Raw genomic sequence first — 14,932 nt, 5'->3', positions numbered from 1 at the left:
GATGGTCAAGGTTCGCGCCACGGCGAAGTTCGACGAAACCGTCGAAATCTCCATGAATCTCGGCGTCGATCCGCGTCACGCAGACCAGATGGTCCGCGGCGTGGTCAACCTGCCGAACGGTACCGGCCGTGACGTTCGCGTCGCCGTTTTCGCACGTGGCGCCAAGGCTGACGAAGCCAAGGCTGCCGGTGCAGACATCGTCGGCGCCGAAGATCTGGTCGAAATCGTTCAGGGTGGCAAGATCGACTTCGATCGCTGCATCGCCACCCCGGACATGATGCCGCTCGTCGGTCGTCTCGGTAAGGTTCTCGGCCCGCGCGGCATGATGCCGAACCCGAAGGTCGGAACCGTCACCATGGACGTCACGGGCGCCGTCAAGGCTTCCAAGGGCGGCGCTGTCGAGTTCCGCGTCGAGAAGGCTGGCATCATCCACGCCGGCATCGGCAAGGCTTCCTTCGAAGCCAAGGCCCTCGAAGAGAACATCAAGGCTTTCGCCGATGCGGTCATCAAGGCCAAGCCGGCTGGTGCGAAGGGTAACTACGTCAAGCGCGTAGCGATTTCCTCGACCATGGGTCCGGGCGTCAAGATCGATCCGTCGACGGTGACGATCTAAAGTTCTGTCCAGCGCCTTTGGGTTCTGGACTGCATGAATTCCCGGTCCTTCGGGGCCGGGAATTTCCCAGGGAAACCTGGGAATTCCTGTCCGAGATTGCGGGTGGTTTCGACCTTAATCACTTGATGCCTGCATGAGACGGGTAAGACCCGAGATTTTTGAGGCGCTAGCGCGCTTTACGAATTCGGTTCGAGCCTAGTGTGCCTTGTGCCTGGAGCCCCAGTGGCGACAGTGCGAGGGGACAGGATCCTCAAGCGTCGCTTGGGGTCCTAATCAAGGGATCCCTTGAGGCAAAGGCAACCCGATGGGGCCTGCAGGATTGCGGTCCCGTCAACTGGAGACAGACAGTGGAAAGAGCGGAAAAGCGCGAATTTGTCACGGAGCTGAACGAAGTCTTCAAGGCTTCTGGTTCGGTTGTCGTGGCCCACTATGCTGGTGTCACAGTTGCGCAGATGAACGATTTTCGTTCGAAGATGCGCGCTGCTGGCGGCACCGTCAAAGTCGCGAAGAACCGTCTGGCCAAGATCGCTCTTCAGGGTACGGAGTCGGAAGGGATGTCAAATCTCTTCAAGGGTCAGACGCTGATCGCATTCAGCGAAGACCCGGTAACGGCTCCGAAGGTCGTCATGGATTTCGCCAAGACCAATGACAAGATCATTGTTCTGGGCGGTTCCATGGGTGCAACCACGCTCACTGCGGATGCGGTCAAGTCGCTTGCGACCCTGCCTTCGCTGGACGAGCTTCGCGGCAAGCTGCTGGGCCTCTTGAATGCCCCGGCATCGCGTATCGCGACGGTTGTTGCAGCACCGGCAAGCCAGCTTGCCCGCGTGTTCGCGGCCTACGCCAAGAAGGACGAGGAAGCCGCTTAAGGCGGTTTTTCGCTGTTCATACCCAAATCAAGTTCGAACCGAATATAAGGAACTATCAAAATGGCTGATCTCGCAAAGATCGTTGAAGACCTCTCTGCTCTGACCGTTCTGGAAGCCGCTGAGCTTTCCAAGCTGCTCGAAGAGAAGTGGGGCGTATCTGCAGCTGCTCCGGTAGCTGTCGCTGCTGCTGGCGGTGGCGCTGCTGCTGCTGTCGTTGAAGAAGAAAAGACCGAGTTCGACGTCATCCTCGCTGATGCCGGCGCCAACAAGATCAACGTCATCAAGGAAGTCCGCGCCATCACCGGCCTGGGCCTCAAGGAAGCCAAGGATCTCGTTGAAGCCGCTCCGAAGGCTGTCAAGGAAGGCGTCAACAAGGCTGAAGCCGCTGACCTCAAGAAGAAGCTTGAGGACGCCGGCGCCAAGGTCGACGTTAAGTAATATCGGAATGCGGCGGGAGGGGTCTCCTCTCCCGCCGGTTTCCTCCGAACATATTACCCAGGAACCGTCAAAACGGTTCCTGGGTAATGGGTTCTCAAGAGGATGGTCCCGAATCGAACAGAAAAGGCAATCCGGCCTGGCGTGTTCGAGAGGTGGGACGAGATTGGGAATACCCATTGATCGACGGGATCGACTGGCCAGCGAACCCCGTCCGTTGCAGGCCCGGATGCAAGTTTGAAGGAGCGACGATGGCTCAGACCCTTTCCTTTAATGGTCGCAGGCGCGTACGCAAGTTTTTTGGAAAAATCCCCGAAGTCACTGAGATGCCGAACCTCATCGAGGTTCAGAAAGCATCCTATGACCAGTTCCTGATGGTCGATGAACCGAAGGGCGGTCGTCCGGACGAAGGTCTGAACGCCGTCTTCCGGTCGGTCTTCCCGATCACCGATTTTTCCGGCGCCTCCATGCTCGAATTCGTATTCTACGAATTCGAACTGCCGAAGTTCGATGTGGAAGAATGCCGTCAGCGCGATCTGACCTATGCAGCGCCGCTTAAGGTGACGCTGCGTCTCATCGTGTTCGATATCGACGAGGATACGGGCGCAAAGTCGATCAAGGACATCAAGGAGCAGTCGGTCTACATGGGCGACATGCCGCTCATGACCGATAACGGTACGTTCATCGTGAACGGCACCGAGCGCGTGATCGTGTCCCAGATGCACCGTTCGCCGGGCGTCTTCTTTGACCACGACAAGGGCAAGAGCCATTCTTCCGGCAAGCTGCTCTTCGCTGCCCGCGTCATCCCGTATCGCGGTTCCTGGCTCGACATCGAATTCGACGCCAAGGATATCGTCTACGCCCGCATCGACCGCCGCCGTAAGATCCCCGTGACCTCGCTGCTGATGGCGCTTGGCATGGACGGTGAAGAAATCCTGTCGACCTTCTATACGAAGTCGTCCTATCAGCGCGACGGCGATGGCTGGCGGATTCCGTTCCAGCCGGAAACCCTGAAGGGTGCCAAGACCCTTTCCGACATGATCGACGCCGATACCGGCGAAGTGGTTGTCGAATCCGGTAAGAAGCTCACGCCGCGCCTTCTCCGTCAGCTGACGGACAAGGGCCTGAAGGCGTTGAAGGCAACCAATGACGACATCTACGGCAACTATCTTGCCGAAGACATCGTCAACGCGGCAACCGGCGAGATCTACCTCGAAGCCGGCGACGAGATCGACGAAAAGACCCTGCCGGTCATCCTCAATGCAGGTTTCGACGAAGTTCCGGTTCTCGGCATCGACCATATCAATGTCGGCGCCTACATCCGCAACACGCTGTCGGCCGACAAGAACGAGAACCGTCAGGACGCTCTGTTCGACATCTACCGCGTCATGCGTCCGGGTGAACCGCCGACCATGGAATCGGCCGAAGCCATGTTCAACTCGCTGTTCTTCGATTCGGAGCGTTACGACCTCTCCGCTGTCGGCCGCGTCAAGATGAACATGCGCCTCGACCTCGAAGTCGCCGACACCGTCCGTACGCTGCGCAAGGACGACATCCTGGCCGTAGTCCGGATGCTGGTCGAACTGCGCGACGGCAAGGGCGAGATCGACGACATCGACAACCTCGGCAACCGCCGCGTCCGTTCTGTCGGCGAACTGATGGAAAATCAGTATCGCCTCGGCCTGCTCCGCATGGAGCGCGCTATCAAGGAACGCATGTCGTCGATCGAGATCGACACCGTCATGCCGCAGGACCTGATCAACGCCAAGCCGGCAGCCGCCGCGGTTCGCGAATTCTTCGGTTCCTCGCAGCTGTCGCAGTTCATGGACCAGGTGAACCCGCTTTCGGAAATCACCCACAAGCGCCGTCTTTCGGCACTTGGCCCGGGTGGTCTGACCCGCGAGCGCGCCGGCTTCGAAGTCCGCGACGTTCACCCGACCCATTACGGCCGTATTTGCCCGATCGAAACGCCGGAAGGCCCGAACATCGGTCTGATCAACTCGCTTGCCACCTTTGCCCGCGTCAACAAGTACGGCTTCATCGAAAGCCCGTACCGCAAGATCATCGACGGCGTGGTAACGAAGGAAGTGCTTTACCTCTCCGCTATGGAAGAGGCGAAGTATTACGTCGCACAGGCGAACGCCGAACTGGATAAGAACGGCTCTTTCGTGGAAGAGTTCGTCGTCTGCCGTCATGCCGGCGAAGTCATGCTGTCCCCGCGCGACACCATCAACCTGATGGACGTCTCGCCGAAGCAGCTTGTTTCGGTCGCGGCAGCTCTGATCCCGTTCCTGGAAAACGACGACGCCAACCGCGCTTTGATGGGCTCGAACATGCAGCGTCAGGCCGTGCCGCTGGTACGTGCTGAAGCTCCGTTCGTCGGCACCGGCATGGAACCGGTCGTCGCTCGCGACTCCGGCGCAGCCATCGCTGCCCGCCGTGGCGGCGTGGTCGACCAGGTCGACGCGACGCGTATCGTTATCCGCGCCACCGAAGACCTCGATCCGTCGAAGTCGGGCGTCGACATCTATCGTCTGCAGAAGTTCCAGCGTTCGAACCAGAACACCTGCGTCAACCAGCGTCCGCTGGTCGCCGTCGGCGACATCCTGAACAAGGGCGACATCATTGCCGACGGTCCGTCGACGGACCTTGGTGACTTGGCGCTCGGCCGCAACGCGCTTGTCGCGTTCATGCCCTGGAACGGCTACAACTACGAAGACTCGATCCTGCTCTCCGAGCGCATCGTGTCGGACGACGTGTTCACCTCCATTCACATCGAAGAATTCGAAGTGATGGCGCGTGACACCAAGCTTGGTCCGGAAGAAATCACCCGCGACATTCCGAACGTTTCGGAAGAAGCGCTGAAGAACCTCGACGAAGCCGGCATCGTCTACATCGGCGCCGAAGTCCAGCCGGGCGACATCCTCGTCGGCAAGATCACCCCGAAGGGCGAAAGCCCGATGACGCCGGAAGAAAAGCTTCTGCGCGCCATCTTCGGTGAAAAGGCCTCCGACGTTCGCGACACCTCCATGCGCATGCCCCCGGGCACGTTCGGCACGGTCGTCGAAGTCCGCGTCTTCAACCGTCACGGTGTGGAGAAGGACGAACGCGCCATGGCGATCGAGCGTGAGGAAATCGAACGCCTCGCCAAGGACCGCGACGACGAACAGGCGATTCTCGACCGCAACGTCTATGGCCGTCTGACGGACATGCTGCGCGGCCAGATGTCGGTTGCCGGTCCGAAGGGCTTCAAGAAGGGCATCGAGCTCACCAACGCCGTCATCTCCGAATATCCGCGCTCGCAGTGGTGGATGTTCGCAGTCGAGGACGAAAAGGTGCAGGGCGAAGTCGAAGCTCTGCGTGGCCAGTACGACGAATCCAAGTCGCGCCTTGAACAGCGCTTCATGGACAAGGTCGAAAAGGTCCAGCGCGGCGACGAAATGCCTCCGGGCGTCATGAAGATGGTCAAGGTCTTCGTCGCTGTGAAGCGCAAGATCCAGCCGGGCGACAAGATGGCTGGCCGTCACGGCAACAAGGGCGTCGTGTCGCGCATCGTACCGGTCGAGGACATGCCGTTCCTCGAAGACGGCACGCATGTCGACATCGTTCTGAACCCGCTCGGCGTGCCTTCGCGCATGAACGTCGGTCAGATCCTCGAAACGCACCTGGCGTGGGCTTGCGCCGGCATGGGCAAGCGTATCGGCGCGATGCTTGAAGAGTACCGCAAGTCGAACGATATCACCGACTTGAAGAAAGAGCTGACGGAAGCCTATCAGAGTGAGGCAAACGCTGAAGTTGCCAGCTTCGACGACGACTCTCTCGTTCGTCTGGCCGAGCAGTCCAAGCGTGGTCTGTCGATCGCAACGCCGGTCTTCGACGGTGCGCATGAGCCGGACGTCGCAGCGATGCTGACCAAGGCGGGCCTCGATCCGTCCGGTCAGTCGGTCCTCTATGACGGCCGTACCGGTGAGCAGTTCGACCGCAAGGTGACTGTCGGCTACATGTACATGATCAAGCTGAACCACCTCGTGGACGACAAGATCCACGCGCGTTCGATCGGTCCGTACTCGCTGGTCACCCAGCAGCCGCTCGGTGGCAAGGCGCAGTTCGGCGGCCAGCGCTTCGGCGAAATGGAAGTCTGGGCGCTCGAAGCCTACGGCGCCGCCTACACGCTGCAGGAAATGCTGACCGTGAAGTCGGACGACGTGGCCGGCCGTACCAAGGTCTACGAAGCGATCGTTCGCGGCGACGACACGTTCGAGGCAGGCATTCCGGAGAGCTTCAACGTTCTCGTCAAGGAAATGCGCTCTCTCGGCCTGTCCGTCGAGCTCGAGAACTCGAAGATCGACGAGGCGAATGCCGGTCAGTTGCCCGACGCAGCCGAATAAAACGACAAGCCGGCGCGCGCCAGGAATGGGCGCGCGCCACTCCCACCTCCGGTATCCGCCGGAAGGACAGGGGATTTTTGCCGCATTTCGCGGCTAATACTGTTTTAGAGCATCGGGCGGTCCTTCCCGGGAATTCGGACCGTTTCGATCGCCAGCCGAGGGCTTCCGCCCCTAAAGGAGATAGGCATGAACCAAGAGGTCATGAATCTTTTCAATCCGCAGGTGCCTGCACAGCACTTCGATTCGATCCGTATCTCGATCGCGTCTCCGGAGAAGATTCTCTCCTGGTCCTACGGCGAGATCAAAAAGCCGGAGACCATCAACTACCGTACCTTCAAGCCTGAGCGCGACGGCCTTTTCTGCGCGCGCATCTTCGGGCCGATCAAGGACTATGAGTGCCTGTGCGGCAAGTACAAGCGCATGAAGTACAAGGGCATCATCTGCGAAAAGTGCGGCGTCGAAGTCACGCTGTCGCGCGTTCGCCGTGAGCGCATGGGCCATATCGAGCTCGCCGCTCCCGTCGCCCATATCTGGTTCCTGAAGTCGCTTCCGTCGCGCATCTCGACCCTTCTCGACATGACGCTGAAGGATGTCGAGCGCGTTCTGTATTTCGAGAACTACATCGTCACTGAGCCGGGCCTCACCTCGCTCAAGGAAAACCAGCTTCTTTCCGAAGAAGAATACATGATTGCCGTCGACGAGTTCGGCGAAGATCAGTTCACGGCGATGATCGGCGCCGAGGCCATCTACGAGATGCTCGCCTCGATGAATCTCGAAAAGATCGCCGGCGACCTGCGTTCGGAACTTGCCGACACCACGTCGGACCTGAAGCAGAAGAAGCTGATGAAGCGCCTGAAGATCGTCGAGAACTTCATGGAATCGGGCAACCGTCCGGAATGGATGATCATGAAGGTCGTCCCGGTCATCCCGCCGGACCTGCGCCCGCTGGTTCCGCTCGATGGCGGCCGCTTTGCGACCTCGGACCTCAACGATCTCTATCGTCGCGTCATCAACCGTAACAACCGTCTGAAGCGCCTGATCGAACTGCGCGCTCCGGGCATCATCATCCGCAACGAAAAGCGCATGCTGCAGGAATCTGTGGACGCGCTGTTCGACAACGGCCGTCGTGGCCGCGTCATCACCGGCGCCAACAAGCGTCCGCTGAAGTCGCTGTCCGACATGCTCAAGGGCAAGCAGGGCCGCTTCCGCCAGAACCTTCTCGGCAAGCGCGTCGACTATTCCGGCCGTTCTGTCATCGTGACCGGTCCGGAACTGAAGCTGCACCAGTGCGGCCTGCCGAAGAAGATGGCGCTCGAACTGTTCAAGCCGTTCATCTACGCCCGCCTCGACGCCAAGGGTTACTCCTCGACCGTCAAGCAGGCCAAGAAGCTGGTTGAAAAGGAAAAGCCGGAAGTCTGGGATATCCTCGACGAGGTCATCCGCGAGCATCCGGTCCTCCTGAACCGCGCACCGACGCTGCACCGCCTGGGCATCCAGGCCTTCGAACCGATCCTGGTCGAAGGCAAGGCGATCCAGCTGCATCCGCTCGTCTGCACGGCCTTCAACGCCGACTTCGACGGTGACCAGATGGCCGTTCACGTGCCGCTGTCGCTCGAAGCTCAGCTCGAAGCCCGCGTGCTGATGATGTCGACGAACAACATCCTGCACCCTGCAAACGGCGCACCGATCATCGTTCCGTCGCAGGACATGGTTCTCGGCCTCTACTATCTGGCGATCATGAACCAGAACGAGCCGGGCGAAGGCATGGCCTTCTCCGACATGGGCGAACTGCACCACGCTCTGGAAAACAAGGTCGTTACCCTGCATGCCAAGATCCGCGGTCGCTTCAAGACCCTGGATGCCGACGGCAAGCTGGTCTCGAAGATCTATGAAACGACCCCCGGCCGCATGATCATCGGCGAACTTCTGCCGAAGAACGTCAACGTGCCGTTCGAGACCTGCAACCAGGAAATGACCAAGAAGAACATCTCCAAGATGATCGACACGGTCTACCGTCACTGCGGCCAGAAGGACACGGTGATCTTCTGCGATCGCATCATGCAGCTCGGCTTCACTCACGCCTGCAAGGCCGGTATCTCCTTCGGCAAGGATGACATGATCATCCCGGAAACCAAGGCGAAGATCGTTGGTGATACCGAGACCCTGGTGAAGGAATACGAGCAGCAGTACAACGACGGCCTGATCACTCAAGGCGAAAAGTACAACAAGGTCGTCGACGCCTGGGGCAAGGCTACCGAAAAGGTTGCGGAAGACATGATGGCCCGCATTAAGGCTGTCGAGTTCGATCCGGAAACCGGTCGCCAGAAGCAGATGAACGCCATCTACATGATGTCCCACTCGGGTGCCCGTGGTTCTCCGAACCAGATGCGCCAGCTGGGCGGCATGCGTGGCCTGATGGCCAAGCCGTCGGGGGAGATCATCGAAACGCCGATCATCTCGAACTTCAAGGAAGGCCTGACCGTTAACGAGTACTTCAACTCGACCCACGGTGCCCGTAAGGGTCTCGCAGACACCGCCTTGAAGACCGCGAACTCCGGTTACCTGACCCGTCGTCTCGTCGACGTGGCGCAGGACTGCATCGTCAACCTGGTCGATTGCGGCACCGAGAGCGGCCTCACCATGACGGCGATCGTTGACGCCGGTCAGGTCGTGGCTTCCATCGGCGCTCGTGTTCTTGGCCGTACCGCACTCGACGACATCGATCATCCGGTCACGGGTGCCCGCATCGTCGATGCCGGCAAGATGATCCTCGAGCCGGATGTCATCGAGATCGAAAAGGCTGGTATCCAGTCGATCCGCATCCGTTCTGCACTGACCTGCGAAGTTCAGACGGGCGTCTGCTCGGTCTGCTACGGCCGAGATCTGGCCCGTGGTACTCCGGTCAACATGGGCGAAGCCGTCGGCGTCATCGCGGCTCAGTCGATCGGCGAGCCGGGAACCCAGCTCACCATGCGTACCTTCCACTTGGGTGGTACGGCAAACGTGGTCGACCAGTCGTTCCTGGAAGCGTCGTACGAAGGCACGATCCAGATCAAGAACCGCAACATGCTGCGGAACTCCGAAGGCGTTCTCGTCGCGATGGGCCGCAACATGGCGGTCACCATCCTTGACGAGCGCGGCGTCGAGCGTTCCTCGCAGCGCGTCGCCTACGGTTCGAAGCTGTTCGTGGATGATGGCGACAAGGTTCGTCGCGGTCAGCGTCTGGCAGAGTGGGACCCCTACACACGCCCGATGATGACGGAAGTGGAAGGTACGGTTCAGTTCGAAGACGTGGTCGACTCGATCTCGGTTTCGGAATCGACCGACGAATCCACCGGCATCACCAAGCGTCAGGTCATCGACTGGCGTTCGACGCCGCGCGGCATCGACCTGAAGCCGGCGATCGTCATCAAGGACGCCTCGGGCACAATCATGAAACTGGCCCGCGGTGGCGAAGCCCGCTTCAACCTGTCGGTCGACGCCATCCTGTCGGTCGAGCCGGGTCAGAAGGTCAGCCAGGGCGACGTTCTCGCCCGCGTTCCGCTGGAAAGCGCCAAGACAAAGGACATCACCGGTGGTCTGCCGCGCGTCGCCGAGCTCTTCGAAGCCCGTCGTCCGAAGGATCACGCCATCATCGCTGAGATCGATGGTACGATTCGCCTCGGCCGCGACTACAAGAACAAGCGTCGCGTCATGATCGAGCCAGCGGAAGACGGTGTCGAGCCGGTCGAATATCTGATCCCGAAGGGCAAGCCCTTCCATCTTCAGGAAGGCGACTACATCGAAAAGGGCGACTACATCCTCGACGGCAATCCGGCGCCGCACGACATCCTGGCGATCAAGGGCGTGGAAGCACTCGCTTCCTACCTCGTCAACGAAATCCAGGAAGTCTATCGTCTGCAGGGCGTTGTCATCAACGACAAGCATATCGAGGTGATTGTCCGTCAGATGCTGCAGAAGGTCGAGATCACCGATGCAGGCGACAGCCAGTACATCGTCGGTGACAATGTCGACCGGATCGAACTGGACGAAGTCAACGAGCGTCTCGCCGAAGAAGGCAAGAAGCCCGCTTACGGCGAACCGGTTCTGCTCGGCATCACCAAGGCGTCGCTGCAGACCCCGTCCTTCATCTCGGCCGCTTCCTTCCAGGAAACGACCAAGGTGCTGACGGAAGCTGCGATCGCCGGCAAGACCGACACGCTGCAGGGCCTCAAGGAAAACGTCATCGTCGGCCGTCTCATCCCGGCCGGTACGGGCGGCACCATGACCCAGATCCGCCGTATCGCCACATCGCGCGACGAACTCATCCTGGAAGAACGCAAGAAGGGTTCGGGCGCTTCGTCCGCCACCCCGATGCTTCAGGATCTGAACACCGAGAACACGCCCGCGGAGTGATCGGTAACGGCCAATTGGAAATCAAAAACCGCCCGGAGCGATCCGGGCGGTTTTTTCGTTTCGGGCCAAGGACAGGGCATCAAAAAAGCCGCCGGAACTGTCCGGCGGCTTGGTGCATGCTCTGGCGAAACGTGGACGTGTCGCCACTGGTGAGGGTAAGGAGAGACAACGTCCGCCAGCCGGAGGAGGCGAGGGCAGCCAGGCCTCTTTGGAGATCGGGGCTACTCGAACCGGATGATCGCCACTTCGCCTTCGAGGGCGCCCTGGTAGGCGGAGGCATGCGGCTCCTCGGTCGGTTCGTCGGTCAGGACGCCGATCTGGTCGAGGTCGGCCTCGATGAAGCCTTCTTCGGAGAGCGCGTTGAGCGCTTCGCGGACGGCGGAATCGTCGTCCGGCGCGCGCAGCATGATATGCAGTTCGATGCCCTCGGCGCCCTTCTTTTCGTAGCCCTTGCCGATGATGATGAAGACCATCGGCCCGTCGAGGTTGTTGTCATTGTCGGGTGTGGCGATCATGGTCATCTCCGCAAGCGAATCCCTGGTATCGTCCGAAGACGAGGCGGAACGGAAGGTTCCCGCACTCTTTAGTGCGATCGGCGATGATTCCCAAACATTATCCGCGAGGGCATGTCATATTTCACGAAACTTGTCTCGAAACCCTCCATTTGCCCCCGAAACCAAGGGTTTGGGGCAATAATTTAGGATTCGGTCTTGACGGGCAGGGGGGAAAACAGTAAACGCCCCGCATCGGAAGCGATGTGAGGCTTGCCCGTTCGGAACGACTCGTTCCGGAGTATGCCTCAGACACGGTTCCATACGCACGTTGAAGACACGAATGCTGCACGCACGACGCATGAGGAATGCGTCCTCTGCTTTCTGTGGTCCATCCGCGAAAAGCGGATCGGGCCACGTTTTGCGCATGAGGAAATGTGTGTGCCGCCGCCGGAAACGGCATCAGATCGGCCCGAAAGGGTACTGAGAAAAACGTAAGGGATGGTTGAATGCCTACCGTAAACCAGCTGATCCGCAAGCCTCGCCAGGCGAACGTAAAGCGTAACAAGGTTCCTGCTCTGCAGGAAAACCCCCAGAAGCGCGGCGTTTGCACCCGCGTTTACACGACGACCCCGAAGAAGCCGAACTCGGCTCTGCGTAAGGTTGCCAAGATTCGCCTGACCAACGGCTTCGAAGTCATCGGCTACATCCCGGGTGAAGGCCACAACCTGCAGGAACACTCTGTCGTGATGATCCGCGGCGGCCGCGTCAAGGACTTGCCGGGCGTTCGCTACCACATCATCCGCGGCGTTCTCGACACCCAGGGCGTCAAGAACCGCAAGCAGCGCCGTTCCAAGTACGGTGCGAAGCGTCCGAAGTAATTCGGAATTCTGATTATCCGGCGCTGCGCGAGGTTCTCCGCGTGGTAAAGCGCCCGTAACAATTGAGAGACGAGAAGTATGTCCCGACGCCATAGTGCAGAGAAGCGTGAGATCAATCCGGACCCGAAGTTCGGCGATCTGGTCGTCACGAAGTTCATGAATGCGATCATGCTCCACGGCAAGAAGTCCGTAGCTGAAAACATCGTTTACGGCGCGTTCGACGTCGTGCAGGGCAAGGCCAAGGCCGACCCGCTGGGTATCTTCCATTCGGCGCTCGACAATGTCGCGCCGCATGTCGAAGTTCGTTCGCGCCGCGTTGGTGGTGCGACCTACCAGGTTCCTGTCGACGTTCGTCCCGAGCGCCGTCAGGCTCTCGCGATCCGTTGGGTGATCGCTGCTGCCCGCAAGCGCAACGAAACGACGATGGTCGATCGCCTTTCCGGTGAACTCATGGATGCCGCAAATAATCGTGGCAGCGCCGTCAAGAAGCGTGAAGACACGCACAAGATGGCCGACGCCAACCGCGCATTCTCGCATTACCGTTGGTAATCTTCACTCGATCGAATTTCGAAAGGCAGTCCTATGGCTCGCGAATATAAAATCGAAGACTACCGCAATTTCGGTATCATGGCGCATATCGACGCCGGCAAGACCACGACCACCGAGCGTATCCTTTATTACACCGGCAAGTCGCACAAGATCGGCGAAGTTCACGACGGCGCAGCCACGATGGACTGGATGGAGCAGGAGCAGGAGCGTGGCATCACGATCACCTCCGCTGCGACCACGACCTTCTGGAAGGGCCGTGACGGCAAGATGCGCCGCTTCAACATCATCGACACCCCCGGCCACGTCGACTTCACCATCGAAGTCGAACGTTCGCTGCGCGTGCTCGACGGTGCTGTCGCCCTCCTCGACGCCAACGCCGGCGTTGAGCCGCAGACGGAAACCGTCTGGCGTCAGGCCGACAAGTACAAGGTTCCGCGCCTGATCTTCTGCAACAAGATGGACAAGACCGGCGCCGATTTCTATCGCTCGGTCGAGATGATCAAGACGCGCCTCGGCGCGACTGCGGTTGTCTGCCAGTTGCCGATCGGTGCTGAAACCGAATTCAAGGGCATCGTCGACCTGATCGAGATGAACGCTCTCGTCTGGCGCGATGAATCGCTCGGCGCCCAGTGGGACGTCGTCGAAATCCCGGAAGACCTGAAGGCTCGTGCCGAAGAATTCCGCGAAAAGATGATCGAGACGGTTGTCGACATCGACGAAGAAGCCATGGAAAACTATCTGAACGGCGTCATGCCGGACAACGATAAGATCCGTGCGCTCATCCGTCGCGGCACGATCGACGTCAAGTTCTTCCCGATGTTCTGCGGTTCTGCCTTCAAGAACAAGGGCGTTCAGCCGCTCCTCGACGCGGTTGTCGAATTCCTGCCGTCGCCGGCAGACATTCCGGCCATCAAGGGCATCGACGTCAAGACCGAAGCCGAAATCGAACGTCATCCCGATGACACCGAGCCGCTTTCGATGCTGGCGTTCAAGATCATGAACGACCCCTTCGTCGGTTCGCTGACCTTCTGCCGTATCTATTCGGGCAAGCTCGAAAAGGGCGCTGCTCTGTTGAACACGGTCAAGGAAAAGCGCGAGCGCGTCGGCCGCATGCTGCAGATGCACTCGAACTCCCGTGAAGACATCGAAGAAGCCTTCGCCGGCGACATCGTCGCTCTCGCAGGCCTGAAGGAAACCACCACGGGCGACACGCTCTGCGATCCGCTGAAGCCGGTCATCCTCGAGCGCATGGAATTCCCCGAGCCGGTCATCCAGATCGCCATCGAGCCGAAGTCCAAGGGCGACCAGGAAAAGATGGGCCTCGCGCTCAACCGCCTGGCTGCCGAAGACCCGTCCTTCCGCGTCAAGACCGACGAAGAGTCCGGCCAGACGATCATCGCCGGCATGGGCGAACTTCACCTCGACATCCTCGTCGACCGCATGCGTCGCGAGTTCAAGGTCGAAGCCACCGTCGGTGCTCCGCAGGTTGCTTACCGCGAAACCATCACGCGCAAGCACGAAGAAGATTACACGCACAAGAAGCAGTCCGGTGGTACCGGCCAGTTCGCGCGCGTCAAGATCGTCTTCGAACCGAACCCGGACGGCGACGACTTCAAGTTCGAGTCCAAGATCGTCGGTGGTTCTGTTCCGAAGGAATACATCCCGGGCGTCCAGAAGGGCATCGAAAGCGTTCTGTCTTCCGGTCCGCTGGCTGGCTTCCCGATGCTGGGCGTCAAGGCGACGCTCATCGACGGTGCCTACCATGACGTCGACTCCTCGGTTCTGGCATTCGAAATCGCGTCTCGCGCCTGCTTCCGTGAAGCAGCCAAGAAGGCCGGTGCTCAGCTCCTCGAGCCGATGATGAAGGTCGAAGTCGTCACTCCGGAAGATTACGTCGGTGACGTTATCGGCGACCTGAACTCCCGTCGTGGCCAGATCCAGGGCCAGGAATCGCGCGGCATCGCCGTCGTGATCAACGCCCATGTGCCGCTCGCGAACATGTTCAAGTACGTCGACAACCTGCGCTCCATGTCTCAGGGCCGCGCGCAGTATTCGATGACCTTCGATCACTACGCACCGGTTCCGACCAATGTCGCAAACGAAATCCAGGCCAAGTACTCCGGTCAGAAGTGACCGGGGTAACCCCGCCCAATCAAATTAGAGAATAACCCCTGACGGGGATAAGAACGGAGAAGCCGGAAATGGCAAAGAGCAAGTTTGAGCGCAACAAGCCGCACGTCAACATTGGCACGATCGGTCACGTTGACCATGGCAAGACGTCGCTGACGGCCGCGATCACGAAGTACTTCGG

General features: G+C 59.7%; 10 protein-coding genes. 9 read left to right on the top strand and 1 reads right to left on the bottom strand.

All coding sequences use genetic code 11. The features are described from left to right. From rplA to rpoC, 5 genes are all read left to right on the top strand, one after another. Window positions 1-613 (top strand): 50S ribosomal protein L1 (rplA, locus tag MOV61_RS21575; RefSeq protein ID WP_247138034.1); only part of this gene is annotated, 613 nt, incomplete at its 5' end. 311 nt (window positions 614-924) lie between these two features. Further along, window positions 925-1,482 (top strand): 50S ribosomal protein L10, encoded by a 558-nt coding sequence (gene rplJ, locus MOV61_RS21570; RefSeq protein ID WP_258718953.1) that lies wholly within the window; start codon window positions 925-927, stop codon window positions 1,480-1,482. A gap of 60 nt (window positions 1,483-1,542) precedes the next feature. Then, window positions 1,543-1,920: a 50S ribosomal protein L7/L12 gene (rplL, locus tag MOV61_RS21565; protein ID WP_024164302.1), complete on the top strand. Its 378-nt coding sequence runs from the start codon at window positions 1,543-1,545 to the stop codon at window positions 1,918-1,920. 248 nt (window positions 1,921-2,168) lie between these two features. Further along, the gene (gene rpoB / locus MOV61_RS21560; RefSeq protein ID WP_247138033.1) at window positions 2,169-6,305 is read left to right on the top strand and encodes a DNA-directed RNA polymerase subunit beta; all 4,137 of its coding nucleotides are present in this window, start codon (window positions 2,169-2,171) and stop codon (window positions 6,303-6,305) included. A 186-nt stretch (window positions 6,306-6,491) separates the two neighbouring features. Further along, window positions 6,492-10,700 (top strand): DNA-directed RNA polymerase subunit beta', encoded by a 4,209-nt coding sequence (gene rpoC, locus MOV61_RS21555; protein WP_247034007.1) that lies wholly within the window; start codon window positions 6,492-6,494, stop codon window positions 10,698-10,700. A 221-nt stretch (window positions 10,701-10,921) separates the two neighbouring features. Here rpoC and MOV61_RS21550 read toward each other — a convergent pair whose 3' ends face one another. Then, complete coding sequence (locus tag MOV61_RS21550) at window positions 10,922-11,215, bottom strand: transcriptional regulator (RefSeq protein WP_247138032.1); 294 nt, start codon at window positions 11,213-11,215, stop codon at window positions 10,922-10,924. A 485-nt stretch (window positions 11,216-11,700) separates the two neighbouring features. On the opposite strand from MOV61_RS21550, the gene rpsL reads away from it, so the two are divergent. From rpsL to MOV61_RS21530, 4 genes are all read left to right on the top strand, one after another. Further along, window positions 11,701-12,072 (top strand): 30S ribosomal protein S12, encoded by a 372-nt coding sequence (rpsL, locus tag MOV61_RS21545; RefSeq protein ID WP_003547537.1) that lies wholly within the window; start codon window positions 11,701-11,703, stop codon window positions 12,070-12,072. A 78-nt stretch (window positions 12,073-12,150) separates the two neighbouring features. Beyond that, window positions 12,151-12,621 (top strand): 30S ribosomal protein S7, encoded by a 471-nt coding sequence (gene rpsG, locus MOV61_RS21540; protein ID WP_007755828.1) that lies wholly within the window; start codon window positions 12,151-12,153, stop codon window positions 12,619-12,621. 33 nt (window positions 12,622-12,654) lie between these two features. Further along, complete coding sequence (gene fusA / locus MOV61_RS21535; protein ID WP_038542134.1) at window positions 12,655-14,754, top strand: elongation factor G; 2,100 nt, start codon at window positions 12,655-12,657, stop codon at window positions 14,752-14,754. 68 nt (window positions 14,755-14,822) lie between these two features. Further along, on the top strand, window positions 14,823-14,932 hold a 110-nt coding region (locus MOV61_RS21530), incomplete at its 3' end, for a GTP-binding protein (RefSeq protein ID WP_134887344.1).

The sequence above is a fragment of the Neorhizobium sp. BETTINA12A genome (genome assembly GCF_023006485.1).
Taxonomy (GTDB): domain Bacteria; phylum Pseudomonadota; class Alphaproteobacteria; order Rhizobiales; family Rhizobiaceae; genus Neorhizobium.
The sequence above is the reverse complement of the archived record's forward strand: the minus strand, read 5'-3'. Positions and strand labels throughout refer to the sequence as shown.